General features: G+C 62.0%; 8 protein-coding genes. 6 read left to right on the top strand and 2 right to left on the bottom strand.

The window, feature by feature from the left end; translation table 11 throughout:
* Window positions 1–8: 8 nt before the first annotated feature.
* From FG99_RS28705 to FG99_RS28680, 6 genes are read left to right on the top strand one after another with little or no spacing between them, the layout of a single operon-like run.
* On the top strand, window positions 9–5,282 hold the full coding sequence (locus FG99_RS28705) for a DEAD/DEAH box helicase (protein WP_023098844.1): 5,274 nt from the start codon (window positions 9–11) through the stop codon (window positions 5,280–5,282).
* Between the two features lie 6 nt (window positions 5,283–5,288).
* The gene (locus tag FG99_RS28700) at window positions 5,289–8,078 is read left to right on the top strand and encodes a helicase-related protein (protein ID WP_023098845.1); all 2,790 of its coding nucleotides are present in this window, start codon (window positions 5,289–5,291) and stop codon (window positions 8,076–8,078) included.
* A gap of 24 nt (window positions 8,079–8,102) precedes the next feature.
* A complete protein-coding gene (locus FG99_RS28695; protein WP_023098846.1) occupies window positions 8,103–13,091 on the top strand; it encodes an Eco57I restriction-modification methylase domain-containing protein in 4,989 nt (1,662 codons plus the stop codon).
* A gap of 1 nt (window position 13,092) precedes the next feature.
* Window positions 13,093–15,024 (top strand): chromosome segregation protein SMC, encoded by a 1,932-nt coding sequence (locus tag FG99_RS28690; RefSeq protein WP_224786699.1) that lies wholly within the window; start codon window positions 13,093–13,095, stop codon window positions 15,022–15,024.
* A gap of 49 nt (window positions 15,025–15,073) precedes the next feature.
* Window positions 15,074–15,841 carry an HNH endonuclease gene (locus FG99_RS28685; RefSeq protein WP_023098848.1) on the top strand — a complete coding sequence of 256 codons (768 nt, stop codon included), beginning with the start codon at window positions 15,074–15,076 and terminating at the stop codon, window positions 15,839–15,841.
* A 13-nt stretch (window positions 15,842–15,854) separates the two neighbouring features.
* The gene (locus FG99_RS28680; protein WP_023098849.1) at window positions 15,855–17,570 is read left to right on the top strand and encodes a DUF262 domain-containing protein; all 1,716 of its coding nucleotides are present in this window, start codon (window positions 15,855–15,857) and stop codon (window positions 17,568–17,570) included.
* 49 nt (window positions 17,571–17,619) lie between these two features.
* Here FG99_RS28680 and FG99_RS28675 read toward each other — a convergent pair whose 3' ends face one another.
* Together FG99_RS28675 and FG99_RS28670 are read right to left on the bottom strand one after the other, a co-directional pair.
* A complete protein-coding gene (locus FG99_RS28675; protein ID WP_023098850.1) occupies window positions 17,620–18,483 on the bottom strand; it encodes an integrase domain-containing protein in 864 nt (287 codons plus the stop codon).
* 600 nt (window positions 18,484–19,083) lie between these two features.
* On the bottom strand, window positions 19,084–20,226 hold the full coding sequence (locus FG99_RS28670) for an STY4528 family pathogenicity island replication protein (RefSeq protein ID WP_023098851.1): 1,143 nt from the start codon (window positions 20,224–20,226) through the stop codon (window positions 19,084–19,086).
* Between the last annotated feature and the right edge of the window lie 246 nt (window positions 20,227–20,472).

The following is a 20,472-nucleotide window of genomic DNA, read 5'->3' as shown; positions in this document are numbered from 1 at the left end:
GACTCTCCATGGATAACGTTTTCCAATTCCGCGACCAGCTCATCGAACGATACGGCAGCTTTTCCCGCAGTTTCGTTCGCATCGCTGCGCCTGATATCCAAGCCGAGGTCGAACATCAATATGCGCAAGGCCGCTATTGGCCTGAGCCGCTGGTGCAGATCAACCCGAATTACCAACGCCAGGGCACGGTGCAGAAACTGGTGGCGCAGGGGGTCTTGCATGCTGCCTGCGCAGAGATCTTCCAGGTCGGGAAGTCTGAAGGTTCGCCAGAACCCCTGCATCTTTACAAGCACCAGATGGAAGCCTTGGCCAAAGGCCAGGAACGCCAAAGCTATGTGGTCACGACCGGAACGGGGTCGGGGAAGTCCCTGTCCTTTTTCATCCCGATCATCGACCGCATTCTCAAGGCCAAGCAATCTGATGGCAAAGCACGTACCAGTGCCATTGTCATCTATCCGATGAATGCTCTGGCCAACAGCCAGCTGGAAGAACTCGACAAGTTTCTGCATGGCTATGCGCCAGAGCTTCGTCCCTTCACCGTCAAGCGCTACACCGGCCAGGAAAGCAAGGCGGAACGCAGCGCCATCGCGGATGACCCGCCCGATATCCTGCTCACTAACTTCATGATGCTGGAGTACATCCTCACGCGCTTCGACGAAGTGGATCGGCGTGTGGTGGAACACTGCGAGGGACTTGAGTTCCTGGTGCTGGATGAGTTGCATACCTATCGTGGCCGTCAAGGGGCGGACGTTGCCTTGCTAGTGCGGCGCCTGCGAGAGCGCTTGAAAGCCGAGCAACTGGTCTGCATCGGCACGTCGGCCACCATGTCCAGCACAGGTAGCCAAGCCGACCGCAACCGCGTGGTAGCCGACGTGGCTAGCAAACTTTTTGGCACCCAGATCAGCGAGCATGACGTCATCGGCGAGACCTTGGAGCGCGTCACCAACCCGCTCAAGGACGTCAACGCCATCCGCACAGAACTACCGGCGGCCATTACGCGAAAGCAGGATATCTGGGCTGACTTCGACGCCTTTCGCAATGATCCGTTATCCATCTGGGTGGAGTTGAACCTGGGTATCGAACTACCTGCCGACGAGCCTCCCAGGCGGGCGAGCCCCATGATGTTGGAAGAGGCCAGCCGCCGTCTCGCCGAAGACGCGGGTTGCCAGCCTGAAGCCGCTCGCACCGCCCTGCAGCGCTTTCTAGTGGCTGCCCATGATGTGCGCACGCCCCAGGGCAGGCCGCCTTTCGCGTTCAAGCTGCACCAGTTCATCAGCGGTCCCGGCAAGGTACTCACCACGCTGGAGGCGCGAGGTAAGCGCCATGTCACGCTCGATGCTCAGCGTTTCGCGCCGGGGCGACAGCAAGAGAATGTGCTGCTTTACCCGACTCACTTCTGCCGCGATTGCGGCCAGGAATACCTACCTGTCTGGCACGCACAGCAACCGGTCAGCTTCAGCTCACGTGAAATCGACGATATCGCGGCAGAAGACGACGCCAGCTATGGCTTCCTGTGTCCTCTGGTGCCCGGGCAGCAATACGGTGGCCTGCTCGAAGACCTGCCGGAAACCTGGATCGACCTCAGCCGTAGCGAACCCAAAATCAAGCCAGCCTACAAGAATGCCGTTCCCTATATGGTCACGGTCGATGCCAAAGGGCAAACGGGCTCGGGGGCGGAGTTCTGGTTCATTCCGGGAAAGTTCCGCTTCTGCCTGAACTGCGGCACGACACACGAAGCCCACGGCAAGGATGCCAACCGCCTCTCCAGCCTGTCCGGCGAAGGCCGCTCTTCGGCCACTACCATGATTGCCCTGGCGGCCTTGCAGCAATTGTTCGCACTTTCCGAACCTGCGCCAGGGCAGCCTGACCCACGCAAGTTGCTTGGGTTTACCGACAACCGCCAGGATGCCGCTCTGCAGGCGGGGCATTTCAACGACTTCATTTTCCTGCTGACGCTGCGTGCCGGCTTGATCGGCGCACTACAGGGCAGCGGCGGCCAACTCGATGAAGAACACTTGGCCGAAAGCGTATTCAAGGCCCTCGGCTTTCAAGGGGTCGATGAAGCGACCTTGGTGGAGTATCTGCGCACCCCCAAGCTCATGGGACTGGCCCGACAAGAAGCGCAACGCACATTGCGCTTCATCATCGCCTACCGGCTACTGCGTGATCTGCGGCGTGGCTGGCGCTTCAATAATCCGAATCTGGATCAACTCGGCCTGTTGCAGATTCGGTATCGAGACCTAGATGCCTTTTGCGCTGACGCCAGCATCTTTGCTGCAAACAGCACCTTGACCAAATTGACGGCAGTGCAGCGGACAGTTTTGTTCGAACTACTGTTCGACGCCTTGCGCCGCCATCTGTGCCTGGAAAGTCGTTACCTCGACCCGGTCGAGCAGGACAAGGCACGCACCAGCGCCCACACCTACCTGAATGAACGTTGGGCCTTCGCTCCCGACGAGAAACTCGATACCGGCCGCTATCTCATCCTCGGCAAGCGCCCGGAATACAAGGGCAAGCCGCGCACCGACTTGGTGACAGGTGGTCCACGCTCCCGTCTGCTACGGCAAATAAAGACGGCCGCCTTCTGGCGCAACAGCGCCTGCGCCAGCGAGGTCGCGCAGTGGAAAGATGTCGAGTGGGCTAAGCTGATCGAAGCGCTGCTGGAGTCCGCCAAGGACTATGGCTATGTGCAGCGCCAACCTATCGACGCCCAGCTCGCAGGCTGGCGCCTGAACGCGGCTGCTCTGGACTGGTGCCTGATTGCCGATCAGCCGCAAACTGATAGTAATCGAATCAACCAGTATTTCCGCACCCTGTACCTCGGCATTGCCGACCTGCTGCGTCGGCCCTCGCATCCGCTGTTCGACTTCGAGGCCCAGGAACACACGGCCCAGGTGGATGCGCCACGCCGGCAACTGCTGGAGCAGCGTTTTCGCTACACCGAAAAAGACAGGCAGGATTGGGCGCAGAACCCGGCCCACGAAGCGCCGTTGGAACGTCTGCCGGTGATGTTCTGCTCCCCCACGATGGAGCTTGGCGTGGATATCTCCGCGCTCAACACCGTGTACCTGCGCAATGTGCCGCCGACCCCAGCCAACTACGCCCAGCGCAGCGGCCGTGCGGGTCGCTCGGGTCAGCAGGCGCTAGTCATCACCTACTGCGCGGCACTCAGTCCGCATGACCAGTGGTTCTTCCACAATGCAGAGCAAATGGTGCATGGCGTAGTGCGAGCGCCAACCCTCGACCTGAGCAACCGCGATCTCATCGACAGCCATCTGCAAGCGGTCTGGCTGGCCAGCACCCAGGTGCCGCTGGACGACAGCATTGCGCCCATGCTGGATCTTGACCAGTCCGGCAAACCACTGAAACAGCCCTTGCACGAAGCGCTCCGGGCGCAGGCTGTCCAGCAGCGGGCCTTGGCCAGTGCCGACCGGGTCATCGACCAGCTTGAGGGCGAGCTTGAAGGCAGCGCCTGGTTCACTCCAGACTATGTGCGCCAGGTCATCGTCAATGCGGCGCAAGCGTTCTCTGGGGCGCTGGAGCGCTGGCGCGTGCTGTTCGATGCCACCCGTCAGCAGATGGATATGGCTGATCGCATCGTCAAGAGCCATACCGCCTCGCACACTGAGCGCCAAAATGCCCAGCGCCGCTACGGCGACGCCGCGCGCCAGTACGCCGTATTGCTCAAATCCGGCAACGGCCAGAACAATGACTTCTATACCTATCGCTACTTGGCCAGCCAAGGCTTCCTGCCAGGCTACAACTTCCCGCGCCTGCCGCTGATGGCATGGATTCCCGCCCGTGGCGGCCAGGCCGTCAATGGCAAGGATGACGAAGGCAGCATGGTCAGCCGGCCGCGCTTCCTGGCCCTGTCCGAATTCGGCCCCCGCAGCCTCATTTATCACCAGGGCCGCATGTACCGCGTGGTGCGTGCCAAACTCAACGTAGGCAATACAGACCACATTTCCGGCAACAGCCAATTGGCAACTATTGCCTCTCTAGTGTGTAGCCAGTGTGGCTACGGCCATCTCGGCGAGCCGGGCGGCGAACAGCCGCTGGTCAATCGCTGCGAGAACTGTGATGCCTTGCTCACCGAGCACGATTGGGTGCGCGAACTCTACCGTATCGAAACCGTAGAAACTGTGGCCACCGAGCGCATCTCCATCAACGACGAGGAGCGCCAGCGTCAGGGCTTCGAGCTGCAAACCACCTACCGCTTCCTGCCCGGCCCCGATGGCCGTATCCAGCAGCAGAAGGCCACGATTCAACAAGGCGAGGACGTGCTGGGCGAGCTCACCTACGCGCCCGCTGCGCAAATCTGGCGCATCAACCGCGGCTGGCGCAGGCGCAAAGACAAGGAGCAACTGGGCTTCTACATCAACCCCATCACGGGCACCTGGAGCAAGCAGGATGCACCGGATGCGGAAGACGACCAGGGCGGCGACGATGCTTTGCTGGAGAAGGTGCCCAACCAACGCATCGTTCCCTTTGTGGAAGATCATCGCAATCTGCTGATCTTCGCTCCCGTACATGCCTTGCCTCTGGAGGCCATGGCCACATTGCAGGCCGCGCTTAAGCGCGGCATCGAAATGACCTTCCAGATCGAGGAATCCGAACTGGTGGTCGAGCCACTGCCAAAGTCCGACGAGCGCCGCGCCTTGCTGTTTTACGAAGCGGCGGAAGGCGGTGCGGGTGTGCTCACGCGTCTGGCAAACAATCGCGACGACCTTGCACTCGTAGCCAGCAATGCCCTGCAACTGATTCACTATCGCAAACCGCAGAGCGGCATTTGGACGCTGGACGATCTGCCGTCGCTGGAACAGACCGATGCACTTGGCAATCATCAGTGTGAAGCCGGCTGCTACCAGTGCCTACTGTCCTACTTCAACCAGCCGGACCACGAACACATCAACCGCCGCAATGCGGATGCGCTCAAGCTGCTGGTCGCGCTGGCCAATGCCCAGGTACAGCCCGTAACGAGCAGCCCGGCCACCGTTGCCTCGACGACTTCAGCTTACGAGCCACTTGATGCTTGGCTGTCCGCGCTCCGCCAGGCAGGGGCCGTGCAACCTGATGCGGTCAACGTCTCCGTCAACAATGGCGCAGCCACCGCAGCGGCCCAGTACAAGGCATCTCGTGTTTTGGTGTTTCTGTCCGCGGTGGATCAGCAGACCACCAGCGTATTGCAGGACAAAGGCTGGCAGGTACTCGATTTTTCGGATGCTTCACGCTGGCCACAACAATTCGCCGCGCACGCCGATGTGTTCGGTTCTAAGGAATAAAGGCGCATGACGATCCTCGAACACGACTTCCTGCCCGGCAACTTGGTGCGTGCCCGTGGCCGCGAATGGGTGGTGCAGAGCGACTCCCGCCGCGACTGGTTGCGCTTGCGCCCATTGAGCGGGGCCGATGACGAAAGTATCGCCCTGATCCCCGAGCTGGAACTGCATCCCGTCGAACCTGCCACCTTCGACTGGCCCGACCCCGCACGCGCGGGAAGCCACGCCGCCGCGCTGTTGCTGCGCGATGCCTTGCGCCTGACTCTGCGCGCCGGGGCCGGCCCGTTCCGCTCCTTCGGCAATATTGCCGTGGAGCCACGCGGTTACCAGCTTGTGCCGCTACTGATGGCGCTGCGCCTGTCCACGGTGCGTTTGTTGATCGCCGACGACGTGGGTATCGGCAAGACCATTGAAGCCGGTCTGATTGCACGCGAACTCATGGATCGCGGCGAAATCGCCCGCCTGGCCATCCTCTGCCCGCCGCACCTTGTCGAGCAATGGCAAAGTGAGTTGGAAATCCGCTTCAACCTTCAGGCCGTGGCGCTGACTTCGGCTTCGGCCTCCCGCATCGAACGTGATCTTCCGCATGGTGTGCGCCTGTTCGACCATCATCCCGTGGTGGTCGTCAGCCTGGACTACATCAAGAGCGAACGCCACCGCGAACAGTTTCTCGCCACTGCCCCCGAATGCATCATCGTTGACGAGGCCCACACCTGCGCCAGCAGCGGCGCGGGCAAGCAATTGCGCTTCGAACTGCTGCAACGCCTTGCCCGTGACGCGCAGCGACACCTGATCCTGCTGACCGCCACCCCCCACTCCGGTGACGAAACCGCCTTCTACAACCTGCTGTCGCTGCTCGATCCACGCTTTGCCGCATTACAAGGCCGCATGACGGCCTCCGACCCGCTGCGTCAGGAACTGGCCCGCCACTTCGTTCAGCGCCGTCGCAAGGATATCGTTGAATGGCAGGCCGAGACCCATGACGGACGAGGTTTTCCCCGTCGCATGAAAACCGAGCTCACCTACCAGCTCAGCGGCGAATGGGGCGCGTTTTTCGACGCCGTGCAGGATTACTGCCGCGAACTGGCTGAAACCGTTGAGCAGCAAGAACAGCAAGGCGGCGCTCGCCTCATCTGGTACGCCACCCTGGCATTGCTGCGCTGCGTGGCGTCGTCGCCCGCTGCCGCCGTCAAGGCACTGACCACGCGGCTGGAAGGCACCCTGCCGGATGACGACCTGCTCAGTGATGAGCGCCTGCACGATGGTGAGGCCGACGACCTTTCAGGCAGCGATCTGGAGCCGCCTGCCCAGGTGCAGGACGCCGCGCCGCGCCTGCAAGCCCTGATCGCCGACGCGCAACGTCTTTCCGGCAAGGCCGGTGATCCCAAGCTGGCGGCGCTCATCCGGCATATCGGCCTGCTGGTAAAGGAGGGCTACCATCCTGTGGTGTTCTGCCGCTACATCGCCACCGCCCATTACGTGGCCGAACACATCAAGGCCGCTTTCCCCAAGGCCACCGTTGATGCCGTCACCGGCGAACTCACACCCGAAGAACGCCGCGAGCGCGTGGACGACATGGAGGATACCGAGCAACGGATCCTGGTCGCTACCGACTGCCTCTCCGAAGGCATCAACCTGCAACATCTATTCACCGCTGTCGTCCACTACGACTTGGCCTGGAACCCCACCCGCCATGAACAGCGCGAAGGCCGCGTCGATCGTTTCGGCCAGCAGGCCGATGAGGTGCGCTGCACCATGCTCTACGGGCAAGACAACCCGGTAGATGGTTTCGTGCTCAATGTCATCATCAAGAAGGGCGAGGCCATTCAGAAGGAGCTCGGCGTGCTCGTTCCCATGCCCGAGGACACTGCCCGCATCAATCAGGCCCTGGTCAAGGCGGCATTGATGAAACGCAGCGACAGTCGCACCTCATCGCCGCAGGTCGCATTCGACTTCGGTGAGCCGGAGCAATTGCTCGCTCCTCTGCAAGCCCAATGGCGCGACGCGCTGGAAAAAGCCAAGGCCAATCGCACCGTGTTCGCCCAGCGCCGCATCAAGCCAGACGAGGTGCTGCCCGAATGGCACAAACAGCAGCAGGCCTTGGGTACCCAGGATGACGTGCAGCGTTTCCTGCAAAGCGCTTGCGTGCGTTTAGGGTCACCGCTGGAAATCGGTCGCAAGCAGACTGCACGCTTCTTGCCGCAGCACCTCCCCGAAGCCCTGCGCCAACGCTTGGCCGACGAGGGCATCGACAAACCCCAGCTCATCGACTTCAGCGAACTGCACCGCAGTCATCCGCTGGTCGGCCTGCTCGCCCAGCACCTGCTGGAAGATGCACTCAGCGGCGAACGTCCGCTGGCCGCCCGTTGTGCTGCCACTCTTACCAATGACGTGGAGGTCGTCACCACCCTCTATCTTCTGCGCCTGCGCCACCAGCTCAGCTACGTACGCCGTCGCGAACCCTTCCAGATGATGGCGGAAGAAACCGTTGCTCTGGCTGTGAAGGGCCGCAACGCTCCCCAATGGCTGGCCGACGATGGCGTGAGTCGCCTGCTCGAATGCACGCCCAGCGGTAACCTGCCGCCAGAGGCGGCACAGCGCGAAATCCGCACTGCGCTCGACTTTCTCGTCGCGCACCCGCAGCAACTGCAAGCGGTGGCCCAACAGCGGGCTGATGCCCTGCTGGCCGACCACCAGCGCGTGCGCGAAGCCACCCGTGACGTCGGCCAGTACAGCGTCAGCCCCTGCCTGCCGGTCGATGTGATGGGCGTGTACGTGCTGCTGCCTGACTCGCTATAAGCCTCGGCCTGGAGAAGAACAACCATGAAACGCATCCGCAAGGCCCAGGCCACGCTGAACCTGCCCACCCTCAAGCTCGAAGGGGGGGTATTCCTGCCCGATCAACTGGAAAAAGCCGCTCAGGGCCGCGCCAGCGCCCAGAGCGAGGCCGACTACGGTACCCCCAAGGGCGTCAAGCTCAAGGACGAATACAGCCGCGCTTTCCAGATCGCCTGCGCCCAATGGCAGCACTTCGCCGCGCAGATGGAACGCGCCGACGTCGATGCCGCGCAGCTCACCACCGCCTTCGTCCACGAACTGCTGCGCGATACCTTTGGCTACGCCACCTCGCAAGCCGCGGCAGCACAGCAAGTGGGTGAACTGCGTTACCCGGTCAGCCTCATGGCTGGTACCTTGCCCGTCTTGGTGGCACCACACTCTCTGGGCCTGGACGAGGCTGACGCGCGGTTTGCCGTGCAAGGCGGCGGCAACCGTAAGAAAGCCCCGTTCCAGGCCATGCAGGAATTGCTCAACGCCAGCGAACCGCTGCAATGGGGCATCGTCAGCAACGGCAGACAGCTGCGGCTGCTGCGCGACGCAGCCTCGCTCACCCGCCCCAGCTTTCTCGAAGTCGATCTGGCCGATCTGCTCGGCGGCCAGCGCTATGCCGAATTCGCCAACGTCTGGCGTCTACTGCACGCCAGCCGCGCATCCCGCCCCGGCCAGGGCGCTACGGCGTGCATCTGGGAACAATGGCGCAGCGAAGGCCAGCAGGAAGGCACTCGGGTGCGCGATGGCCTGCGCAACGGCGTCGAGCAGGCCCTGCTGACCTTCGGCGCAGGTTTCCTGCAACACCCTGCCAACCACGCCCTACGCGCCGCCCTGAACGACGGCACGCTCAGCAAGGATGACTATTTCCAACAACTGCTGCGCCTGATCTACCGGCTCATCTTCGTTTTCACCGTGGAAGAGCGCGGCGTGCTGCACCCGCAGGACGACAGCGCCGAAGCACAGGTTGCCCGCCGCGCCTATGCCGAAGGCTACGCCCTGGCCCGCCTGCGCGAGCTGTGCCTCAAGCGCCGTGCCCGCACTCGCCACGACGACCAGTGGCAAGCCATCCGCATCGTCTTCCGTGGTCTGGCACAGGGCGAGCCGCGCCTGGCCCTGCCCGCGCTGGGCGGCCTGTTCGCGCCCGAACAATGCCCCGATCTGGATGTCGCCAGCCTGGACAACGCCCACCTGCTCACCGCCTTGCAACACCTGCGCTGGGCAGTGGTCGCGCAAGGCAAGGGCAGCAGCCTCATCCCAGTGGACTACCGCAATATGGGCCCGGAGGAACTGGGTAGTGTCTACGAAAGCTTGCTGGAGCTGGTGCCTGCCATCGACCTGCCCGCGCGCACGTTCGGCTTTGTCGGCCGTACCGAGGAAGGCAGCACCGCTGGCAACGCCCGCAAGCTCACCGGTAGCTACTACACCCCCGACAGTCTGGTGCAGGAGCTGATCAAAAGCGCGCTCGATCCCGTCATCGAACAGCGCCTGGCCGCGCAGTCGACCAACCCTACAGAGGCACTGCTGGCCATCCGCGTTATCGACCCGGCCTGCGGCAGCGGCCACTTCCTGCTCGCCGCCGCCCGCCGCTTGGCGGAAAAGCTCGCCCAGTTGCGCAGCCTAGAAGGCGGGCAGGAAGGCGCCATCCAGCCGCAGGACTACCGCCACGCCCTGCGCGAAGTGGTGGCCCGCTGCATCTACGGCGTGGACCGCAACCCCATGGCCATCGAACTGGCGCGCATGGCCTTGTGGCTGGAAGGCTACGAAGAAGGCCGCCCACTGGGCTTTCTCGACCACCACCTGCAAGTGGGCGACGCCCTGTTGGGCCTGACCGACATGAACGCGCTGGAACAAGGCATCGCCAAGGATGCCTTCAAACCCTTGAGCGGCGATGACAAGGACGTCTGCAAGGAGCTGGCCAAAGCCAACGCCTCCGGCCTCAAGCAGATCGCCAAGGATCTGCAAGGCCGCCAGATGCTGCTGGGCGTGGACAACCGAAGCGGCCTCGAAGCCTTACGTGCCATCGAAACCCTGCCCGCCGATACCCCCGAGCAGGTGGCCGCCAAGGAACACGCCTGGCGCCACTTTCTGGAGGACTCCGCTAACAGCTCGCTGGCCCACACGGCCGATGCGTTGGTGGGTGCCTACCTGCTGCCCAAGGTGCAGGACACCGCCGACACCGTGCCCACCAGCATCACCTTGCATGCGCTGCTGACCGACCCGCAACGCGCCCAGACCGAGCACGCCGCCCCCATCGCCGCCGCGCGCGCCGCCTGCAAGCAGGCCCGCGTGTTCCACTGGCCGCTGGCCTTCCCGCAGGTGTTTGCGCAAGGCGGCTTCGATTGCGTGCTGGGCAATCCGCCGTGGGAGGTGTCGCAGATGGGCGAAGAGGAGTTCTTCGCCACGCGTGCCCAGCGCATCGCGGAACTGGCGGGCGATGCGCGCAAACAAGCCATTGCTGCACTGCCTGAAACCGATCCGCGTCTGTGGGATGAGTTTGTCAAGGAAAGCCAACGGATTGCGGCCGCCAACAACTTCTACCGGGAATCGGGACGCTTTCCGCTGACGGCTGTTGGCAAGCTCAACACCTATCCCTTGTTTGCCGAAACTATTCTACAAATCCATGCCGACAGTGGTCGCGCCGGCTTCATCGTGCCTACCGGCATTGCTACTGACGACAGCACCAAGGCGTACTTCGGCCATATCACACAGAACCGGTGGCTGGTCAGCCTGTACGACATCGAGAACCGCGAAAAGCTGTTTCCTGCTGTCGATAGCCGGATGAAGTTCTGCCTGCTCACTCTGGGCGCAGCGGAACGGGCCGAGTTCGTCTGCTTCGCCACCCAGGTCAGCCAACTGGCCGACCCGCGCCGTCGCTTCACCCTCACGCCCGAGGAATTCCTCCTCATCAACCCCAACACGCTCACCTGCCCGGTATTCCGCAGCGAGCGCGATTCGGAACTGACCAAGAAGCTCTACCGCGCCGCCCCGGTGCTGATGCGCGATGCCGTCACCGCAGACGAGGGCAAGCAAGCCAAGGAGGTGGAACCCACGCAAAACCCGTGGGGTATTACTTTCGCGCAAGGTCTCTTCAACATGACCAGCGCAAGCCACCTGTTCAAGGACGAGCCAGCCGCCGACCATCTGCCGCTCTACGAAGCCAAGCTCATCCACCAGTTCGACCACCGCTGGGCTACCTACACGGCGGACGGCAACAGCCGCGATGTCACGCTAGCCGAAAAATCCAACCCGGATTTCACCGTCACCCCGCGCTACTGGGTACAAGCCCGCGAAGTCTGGCTGCGCGTCGCCCGTTTGCCCGATGGCTTGCTGAAGGCTCTCAAGGACGGCAACGCACAGGCCACCGTGCTCGGCGTGACCCAGTTGCTGTTCGGTCGGCACCTAGCCGAACAGCGCCGCGCCCATCCGGGCATGGGCACATACCCCGCCTGGAAAGCCTTTGTCGTCCGCCACCCCTATGCGCAAACCATCGCGCCCACGTCGTTGGGTCTCGTCGGCAACAGCCCAGAAAGCCTGCAACCCCTGAACGACGACTACCTGCCCGCCGAAGGCGAAGCCAAGGTGCAGCCCTACACGCCCGGTGCCCGCAACGCCACGGCCTGGTACGCCACTGACCCTGAAGCCGAGAGCGCCGTGCTGGCGCTCGCCGCCGACTACGGCCATCTGCCTGCATCGGAGACGCCCTTGGCGGACGAACCCGCCGTGCTCGCCCTGGCCGAACGCTGGTTGCAGGTCGCCTGCCCGCAGTGGTTGATGGGGTGGCGGGATATTACCAATGCGACCAATGAGCGGACGGTCATTGCGTCGGTGGTGCCGTTGGCTGGCGTTGGCAATCAGATGCCATTGATGCTGTTCCCCGACGGAGGAAACCGTGCACGATTCGCTGCGCTGCTCGCCAACCTGTCTGCGCTGGTATTTGACTTTGTGGCGCGGCACAAGACAGGCGGCACGCACATGAATTACTTCATCTACAAACAGCTTCCCGTATTGCCGCCAGACCGCTACACCGAGGCCGACCTCGCTTTCATCGTGCCGCGCGTACTGGAACTGACCTACACCACCCATGACCTTGCCGCTTGGGCCAGAGATCTGGGCTACGAAGGCCCGCCCTTCGCCTTCGACCCCGACCGCCGCGCCACCCTGCGCGCCGAACTCGACGCCTACTACGCCAAACTCTACGGCCTCACCGAGGAAGAACTGCGCTATATCCTCGACCCCGCCGACGTCATGGGCGCCGACTACCCCAGCGAAACCTTCCGCGTGCTCCGAAACAATGAGCTGCGGGATTTCGGGGCGTACAGGGAGACGTCAGTCACGCCCCTTCGATTGGCCAGTGTCGATGGCGAAACCCGTCGCGATCATGTGCAGTACCGCACCCAGCATCTGGTGTTGGAAGCCTTCAAGCGAGGTTTCCAGGTAGAAGACGCATTGCCTGTTCAGGCTGAAGCCACGGCTCGGCAGGTCGTCGATCGAGCGTCCCTGCCTGATGGAATCTGGGCACGACCACAACAGAATGAAGGTGCGGAGACGGGGGTGGCCCTGGCCGCCTTGCTCAAGGCTGCGCAGGCCCCATGGCCAGTGCGCCATGTACGTCTCGCCGCCGTCTTGGCGCTTGAGCCCAGGCTGATGACGCCTTTGCTGGATGCGCAGGATGCTCTGGATTGGCAACGCCTGGTAGGCGAAGAAGCCAGGCCGCTGCCCGGGGCGGTGTTGAGCTTCATCCCGCGTGCAAATCAGGCTTGGGGCGGGGCTGTGCGCTTCCTGCGAAGCAGTGGCTACCTGATTGAAGATCTTGGAGCGGGGACTTGGGCCAAAGGTGCCGAACTGGATGTGCCTGCTGCCGAATGGGCCGAAGGACGCGCCCAGATGATTCTTGTTTTCCTGCAAGCGCGAGGGCAAGACTTCGATCGTGTCATTCGCGAATTGCCTGACGAGATAGGGGGATGGATTGAAGCCGCAGCCTGACATGTTCCAGCAACAGCTATGCCTTACTCCGCCGGCACAGATGCATGAGCCACGTTTATGGGTGAGGCGGCTGGTGATATGGGAGAAACCTGGAGAGCCGCCCTTGCGGGATGTTCCATTACGTCCAGGCCTGAACATCGTCTGGACGCCGGACGACAATGGCATCGGTCATGGCGGAGGCAAGACTTTGTTCTGCAGGCTGCTGCGCTATTGCCTGGGCGAGGACAAGTTTGCTCCCGAAGATCAGCGCGACGGAATCGGTTCGGCGTTTCCCAACGGATGGGTTGGCATGGAAGTCGTGCTGGATGGCGCCTGTTGGGCCGTCCTTCGACCCTTGGGTATCCGGCGGCGGCATTTCGCAGTACTGGATGGCAATCTCGATGAGCTTGTTCTCAGCGAAATGCCGGCCACCGGCCTGTCTCCGTTGCTCAACGCCATCGAAGAGAATCTGCTGACACCAGGCGTCAGAGATCTGATCGCTGGCAAGAAACAAGGGCATCAGGCCTGGCAGATTGCGCTGGCGCTGTTGAGCAGGGACCAGGAATGCAGATTCGACCATGTTCTTGAATGGCGGTCCTCACTATCCGACTCGGAGTCGCCGGCGCGGGGGTTGAATCGAACCGAGAGGCTGGAGGCACTGCGAGCCCTGTTGAACGCCATCGATCCCTCCGAACAGACGCTCCGCGTCGACATCGCCGCGATGAGCGAGTCGAGCCGCAGCCAGGAGCAGGAAATAGGCCATCGTGCCTGGGAAATCCGCAAGCTGAGAAAGCAGCTTTTGGAAGTGCTTGGCGTTGCGGACGATGAGCTTGCGCAGGGGGCTCTGGGCGTCGAAATCCTGCGCCGGGCGGCGCAGGAGCGGTTGGCAGCGGAAACCCAGTCCAGCGGGGCGGGCGCGACTCTGGATATAGATTCCGTGCGGCAGGCGCACGAAAAGGCCCAAGCGGAGGTGGCAAGAATCCAGGCTGATATCGGAAGGCAAGAGGCTGTGATACCAGCCATCGAGCGGGCGATATCCGCGATCAAGGGCGAATATCCAACATTGGCCTACTCGCTCAAGGAAGCAGAAAACTATCCTTGTCCCATCTGCGAGGTGCCCATTGACCGCGTGCTGGCGAGTCAATGCGGGTTGTCACACAAGGTTCCAGATCTGGAGGCTTGCAAGGCTAGGTTGGAGAACGGCAGAAAAACGCTCAAGGATGAACAGGAGCGTCTGGAATCAGCCCAATCGCTACTGAAGCAGTTGCGACCTGAGCTGGCGTTGGCGAAACAGGATGCAACGCGCAGGGAAGAGCATTACCAGAACCTGCTGAAGCTTCGCGAACAGCGCGATGGGGCGTGGTATGCCGCACGCAAGGCCGTGGACGATGTCGAGCGCCTGGCCTCGCTGTTCGAACAGCAGCAAACTACCGAAGCCCGCCTGGATAGGCATCAAACCGAGATAGAGCAAGTGCGGGAGCGGATCGCGGCGCTGCAAAACCAGAACGCGACGGTTTTCTCGAAGCTTGCCCAGAAGTTCGACCCGATCATCCGACGCTTGGTCGGACCTGAAGCCAGTGGCGAAATCCGATTGACCGGAAACGGGCTGAGCCTGGTTGTCCAGATGGGTGGTGATCGTTCGACATCTGCGATCGATTCGCTGAAAGTCGTGGCTTTCGATCTCGCGACCCTGTGCATGAGTATCGATGGTGACACGAGGCTTCCGGCTTTCCTGATCCATGACAGCCCACGTGAAGCCGACCTTGGGCTCGCTTTGTACCACGGTCTATTTCATCTTGTGCATGAACTGGAAGGATTTGGATCGGCCCCCTTGTTTCAGTACATCGTGACGACTACTACCCCGCCTCCGAAAGAGTATGCACAAGCACCTTGGCTTGCTTTGCAGCTTCGCGGTTCGCCAGCTGCCGATCGTCTCTTAAAAAGAGATTTGTAAAAGGTGAGACAGGAATGAGTTTCCGAAGACTGGGCCGAGAGTTGGTTGAATGAACCCGCTGCAACGCGCCCTCATCGAAAAAACCGGCCACGACAACGGCTTCGAACACGTGCTGTCGTCGGCTGGCGATGCGGTGATACTGGCTTCGGCCCGCCATCGCAGCCAGGCGGTAGTGACGGCATCGGCCGATGGCTTCGGCTTGCGCCTTCAACCGGCTACGCCCGCGCTGCTGCCGGAACTGTTGCGCAGTTTCCAACCGCGGGCCGGAGCTGATGACGTGTTTTGTGTGCTGACCCTGCCCGATTTGGCGGCTCTCCTGCGCCGCACGGCCAGTCTGTCGCAGGCCTTGCCGAATCAGGCAGTGAGCGACTACCACACGGCCGTGGCGCAAGCTGTCGAGACGATATCTGCCGAAGCCAGGGGCACGGAAGTCGAACGCCTGGTGCGTCAGCGCGTGGGGCAGGCGCGTTACCGCGATGCCTTGCTGACCTACTGGGGTGGTGCCTGCGCAGTGACCGGCGTCGCTGTGACTGAAGCGCTGCGTGCCAGCCATGCCAAACCCTGGGCTGAATGTGCCGACGATGCCGAGCGGCTGGATGCCTTCAACGGCTTTCTGTTGGTGGCCAATCTCGATGCGCTGTTCGATCGCTTTCTGATCAGCTTCGACGATACCGGGCATCTGCTGACCAGCACCCGCCTGTCCCAAAGCGATCTGCCTGGGCTTGGCATTCATTCGGGAATGACGTTGCGCTGGCTGGCCAGCGAGCACCGGCATTATTTACAGTGGCACCGCGAGCGCTTCCTGCTCGGTGCCTGATCGAAGGAAAAACATGGCCAAGGCCGAAGCAAGCGTTGAAGAACTGGTATCAATGATCGAGCGGGGCGAACTGCGTTTGCCAGAGATGCAGCGCCAGTATGTGTGGCGCTCCACGCGAGTGCGCGATCTGCTGGATTCGCTGTATCGCGGCTATCCATCAGGCGCAATCCTGCTTTGGGAAACGGATGAAACTGTGCCTCTGCAGGATTTCGCGGTCAGCCAGAACACGAATCCCTACCAGAGCACCCGGCTCCTGCTGGATGGTCAGCAGCGTCTGACATCGCTCTCTGCCGTCATTCGCGGCGAGCCAGTATCGGTGCGCGGCCGTCGTCGGCCTATCGACTTGCTGTTCAACTTGGAGCATTCCGACCAGTTGGCGGTCGTGACCGAAGTAGAAGAGAACGGCGACGACGAGGACGATGCTGACGACGATAGCGAACTGATTGGCGATGAGACGGACTCGACCGAGGACGAACTGCTCAAGCGCTTCAACAAGATGACGTTCGTGGTGGCCACGAGGAAGCTGGAGCAGTTGCCGCATTGGGTGAAAGTGTCGGAAGTATTCAAGACCGACAACGATGCGCCGTTCCTCAAACGTGCCGGTATCAGTGGTTTTGACGATCCGCGGTACGAGAAGTACAGTCAGCGCCTGGCCCGGCTACGTGGCATCCGCAAGTACGTTTATCGGATGGACGTGCTGGAACGCACGCTTTCCTACGATGAGGTCACGGAAATCTTCGTCCGGGTCAATTCACTGGGAGCCAAGCTGCGCAGTTCCGACTTGGCTCTGGCTCAGATCACCGCCAAGTGGCGGCACTCGCTGCAGACGTTCCAGGATTTCCAGAAGGCATGCGCCAAGACGGGCTTTGACCTTGATCTCGGTTTGCACTTGAAGAATCTGATGGCGTTTGCCACCGGTCAATCACGTTTTCAGATCGTGGGTAGCCTGAATGTGGAGAAGCTGCAGAAGGCATGGAAAGAAGCTTGCGATGGCATGGAGTTCGCGCTCAACTTCCTGCGCAGCAATCTTGGCATCGATAGCCCGGCACTGTTGTCGTCGCCTTTCCTGCTGGTGGTGCTGGCGTATTTCGGGCATAGCCGCAACTATGCGCTGAGCAACGATGAGGCCCGCCAACTGCGCTACTGGGCGCTGATGGCCAATGCCAAAGGCCGCTTCTCCCGAGGCTCCAGCGAAACCATTCTGGATCAGGATTTGGCAAATATTCGTCAGGGCGGAGCGGTGAGCGAGCTGATCGACCGGCTGCGCCTGCAGTTCGGCCGCCTGGACATTACCGCGGAGGAGCTGGAAGGCCGCAACCAGCGCAGCGCGCTGTTCAAGACCATGTTCCTGGCTTTCCGCGCTGCCGGTGCGAAAGATTGGCGCAGCCATCTGGCCATTGCTCTAGATCATTCGGGCGCCCAGCATCGCTTGCAGTTCCATCACATCTTTCCCAAAGCCGTACTGAAGACCAGCTTCACTGCCCGCGAGGCGGATGACATCGCCAATCTGGCCTTCATCGGCGGCAAGACGAATCGCGCGATCAGCGACAAGGCCCCGGCGGTTTACCTGCCCCCACTGGTGGACCGGCTTGGCGAGCCAGCATTCGCAGCACAGTGCATCCCGGTTGAGGCATCGCTGCTGGAAGTGGAAAGCTACAAGGATTTCTTGCTTGAGCGACGCAAGAGGATTGCAACGGCGCTGAATACGTTTGTTGGTCCTGCAGATTAAGCCGGTGGACGGCTGTGTATGTAGGCCAGGGGGCCTCATACTGCCTGATCTAGCTACCGAGGTAGATGGCAGTGATTTGAACGCGCTCGTGTCCCAACTCACGGCTGATGGTCTGACGAGCATGGCGGTCTTCTATGCGCTGCGTTGGACTTAACTCCGTGACTAATGGTCCACCTGCTGCTGGCGGCGGCCTCCCCGTCAACGTCTCATAACGGCTTTGCGCGTACTGATGGCGAAGGCCATGCATATGACTCAGACTCGCCGCCTTGCACTGTCCATCGTAGACGTTCCGCTGCTGGATGTAGGTCTTGTTTGCCGGGATCAGTGATCCTGTGCCCGCCAGGCGGTGTGCTGCGTGGAGCGCCTCGCGTTGCTCTGTCGTTGTGATGGGCACAGTTCGCTCCCGACCGCCCTTGGTCCACGATCCCTTGAGGGCGATGTGGTCGCCCCGATCCGCGTAACTGGGCTGGAACTTGATCGCTTCCTCCCGACGCAATCCGAAGGCGGCCTGTAGCTGAAGGCTCATGCGTACGTGCGCGTCGGTGACCTGTTCAAGACCTGTGCCCAGTTCTTGGGCCTTGCTGACGTTGGTCACATAGCGGCGCTCGGCCACGCCGAGTTGCGTGTTGTCCGCTGGCAGGATGCCGGCCTTGCCGATCTTCTCGGCCCACCAGCGCAAGTGAGAGAGCCGATTCTTGATGGTACCGGACGACAAGCCTTCTTCCTGCCAGCGATCCAGCAGCGCCTGGGCGTGCTTGCCCTTGAGTGACGACGCCTTCATCTGCCGGAAACCGGCCTCGCGCAGTTGCCGCGCGGCCAGCGACAGCGAACGCATCCGGTCGGCCTGCGTGGTGTAGCTGCCGTCACGGTTGCGCTGGCAGAGCTGTCGCAGGGAGTAGGTCAAGTCGTCCATCTTCCGGCCTCCAAGCAAAGCGCCGTACTGCGTTGTCCTGAAATTCAGTGGTTAGTGTTGGTGCCAGCTCGCCAAGGCGAGATCCCGTGAGGGCAAGGGCATGGTGTTCAGGAGACACCAGAGCCTCGAATGAGGCGTCCGTCTTGCTCCCTGCTGGAAGCCCGGACGGAGGTACTACAAGACGAAAGTGATGTGAACGTGGACGAGTCCTCCTATGAAGTGAGTGGGATGAGAAATGCAACGGGAGCCCTGTGCGTCGCGCACAGGCAATTGCTGCAAAGGACAGTGCGCCAGGCGGCGCGATAGGGATGAGTTCAAACAGACGAAGAAGGCTCCGCCCTGGGTAGGGCCGGTATGCGGTCGGAGCCTGGGCATACCTGGGGTGGCTCCACCCTGTCGGGCCAGCGCTTGCAGGAACCTGCGCTGATGGGGGGCCGATGTACGAAGCCCATCGGTCTTGGCAACTGCCCGATCAATGTAGGGCGGCCATCATCATGTAGGCCGCACGCAATAGGAACTGGCTTTTGCCCGCATTGTTGGTGGTGTGGCGCGGGTCGTCACTGCGGAGTGCAGTGACGACCCGTTTCGCGGCAGCATTTGCTACGCAGGATGGGGCTGCCATCCCCTGACCTGCATTACCTGTGCTGCGATGTCCCCAGCGTTCGTCGGGACGTTCAGCATCTTGCGGATGTTGGCGATGTGCGCCAGGGCGGTTTCACGCGATGCCGGTGGCGCAGTCGGTTCCGGGCGGGCTTCGGTGCGCGGCGGAGTTGTAGGCCGGTTCGCGGCAGACGCCTCCTTGCGTCCTGCCCACAGACGGAACTCGCCCGCAAAAACGCGCTTCACCAAGGCGAAGAAGTAGGCCACGACATTGCGCACGGTGCCGCTCTGGCTGCGTGCCTGCAACTCGTCGAGTACTTCCTGGCGATGCTGCGGCGGCAGCCGCCGCAAGGCGGCCTGCACGTCTTTTTGCTGATCTGCCTGGGCATTACTCAGGCAAGGCGGCAAGCTCACCGATTGCGATGCCGAATCGCCGTCGCTTTCGCGCGCGCGGTACGTACGTTCTTTTTTATACATATACGTCTTATACGTACCGCCCTGCTCAGCCGTCATGTGGCGAGCGTGTCCGGTCTGTTGCGGAACAAGCGTGTTGCCAGCGGAATCGCCAGACAATGGCAGTGGGTCTGCTGCTTCGCTCGCCTGCGACGGCGGCGTAGGGGGCAAATCATCGTCATCGTGACGCTGATCGTGGGTCGCAATGGAGGCAGCTTCAGGTGCCTGTGCCAGCGTTGCCCGAATGTGGACAGCCACCCGATCCACCTGGTTGTTTTCGTGGCCGATGGAAGATTGCAGAAGCGCGGGCAGACTGGCATCGAGCGTGCAGGCCTGCTGGAAGTGCAGGGCGCTTTCGTGAACCTGATACAGCTCGCTGAGCACATGCCCCGTCAGAGGGTCGCGTTGCTGGCCGACCAGACTGATCCACCCCGTCAGCCGAAGCACCACGAGAACGCGCCGGGCCGTCTCGTACCCGGCCCTCTGCCCCAGCGGGGTGGAGGTGAGATAGCGGCGCAACTGCCCCAGATTCGCCAGCGGGCTGATGCCTTCCGCAGAGCGCAGCATGCGCAGCACCTGCCAGCCATTGCGCTCCAGCGGCGTGAGGCGAGCATCGAGCATGAGCGAGGCGGGCGTGGTGAACAGGGCATCTTGCCCCAGCGGGATGTGGCGGGTGTGATGGTCTGCCATGAGAGTTCTCCGAGGTCTGGGCCACAGCGGCCAGTTCTCCTGCATCTCATCGCGTACCGTTCCGGGCGTCAGCCAACAATGCGGTCTGCGTCATACCCGTTTTATCCGGTAGGCGCAGCGCTGGCACCGGCATCCAGACTGATTTATCATCCCGATACCCCTATGGGGGTACAACTGGGGGTACTTCCAGCAATTCTCGCAAAGGCCGTGGCCCGATTTCCTCGTGAAACCTAGCATTTACGGCCC

It is taken from the genome of Pseudomonas sp. AAC (assembly GCF_000725445.1).
Taxonomy (GTDB): Bacteria; Pseudomonadota; Gammaproteobacteria; order Pseudomonadales; family Pseudomonadaceae; genus Pseudomonas; species Pseudomonas citronellolis.
The sequence above is the reverse complement of the archived record's forward strand: the minus strand, read 5'-3'. Positions and strand labels throughout refer to the sequence as shown.

Bases quoted from the DNA above. Each gene is read 5' to 3' on its own strand.
- FG99_RS28705 (WP_023098844.1), top strand. From the start codon at position 9: ATGGATAACGTTTTCCAATTCCGCGACCAGCTCATCGAACGATACGGC.
- FG99_RS28700 (WP_023098845.1), top strand. From the start codon at position 5,289: ATGACGATCCTCGAACACGACTTCCTGCCCGGCAACTTGGTGCGTGCC.
- FG99_RS28695 (WP_023098846.1), top strand. From the start codon at position 8,103: ATGAAACGCATCCGCAAGGCCCAGGCCACGCTGAACCTGCCCACCCTC.
- FG99_RS28690 (WP_224786699.1), top strand. From the start codon at position 13,093: ATGTTCCAGCAACAGCTATGCCTTACTCCGCCGGCACAGATGCATGAG.
- FG99_RS28685 (WP_023098848.1), top strand. From the start codon at position 15,074: ATGAACCCGCTGCAACGCGCCCTCATCGAAAAAACCGGCCACGACAAC.
- FG99_RS28680 (WP_023098849.1), top strand. From the start codon at position 15,855: ATGGCCAAGGCCGAAGCAAGCGTTGAAGAACTGGTATCAATGATCGAG.
- FG99_RS28675 (WP_023098850.1), bottom strand. From the start codon at position 18,483: ATGGACGACTTGACCTACTCCCTGCGACAGCTCTGCCAGCGCAACCGT.
- FG99_RS28670 (WP_023098851.1), bottom strand. From the start codon at position 20,226: ATGGCAGACCATCACACCCGCCACATCCCGCTGGGGCAAGATGCCCTG.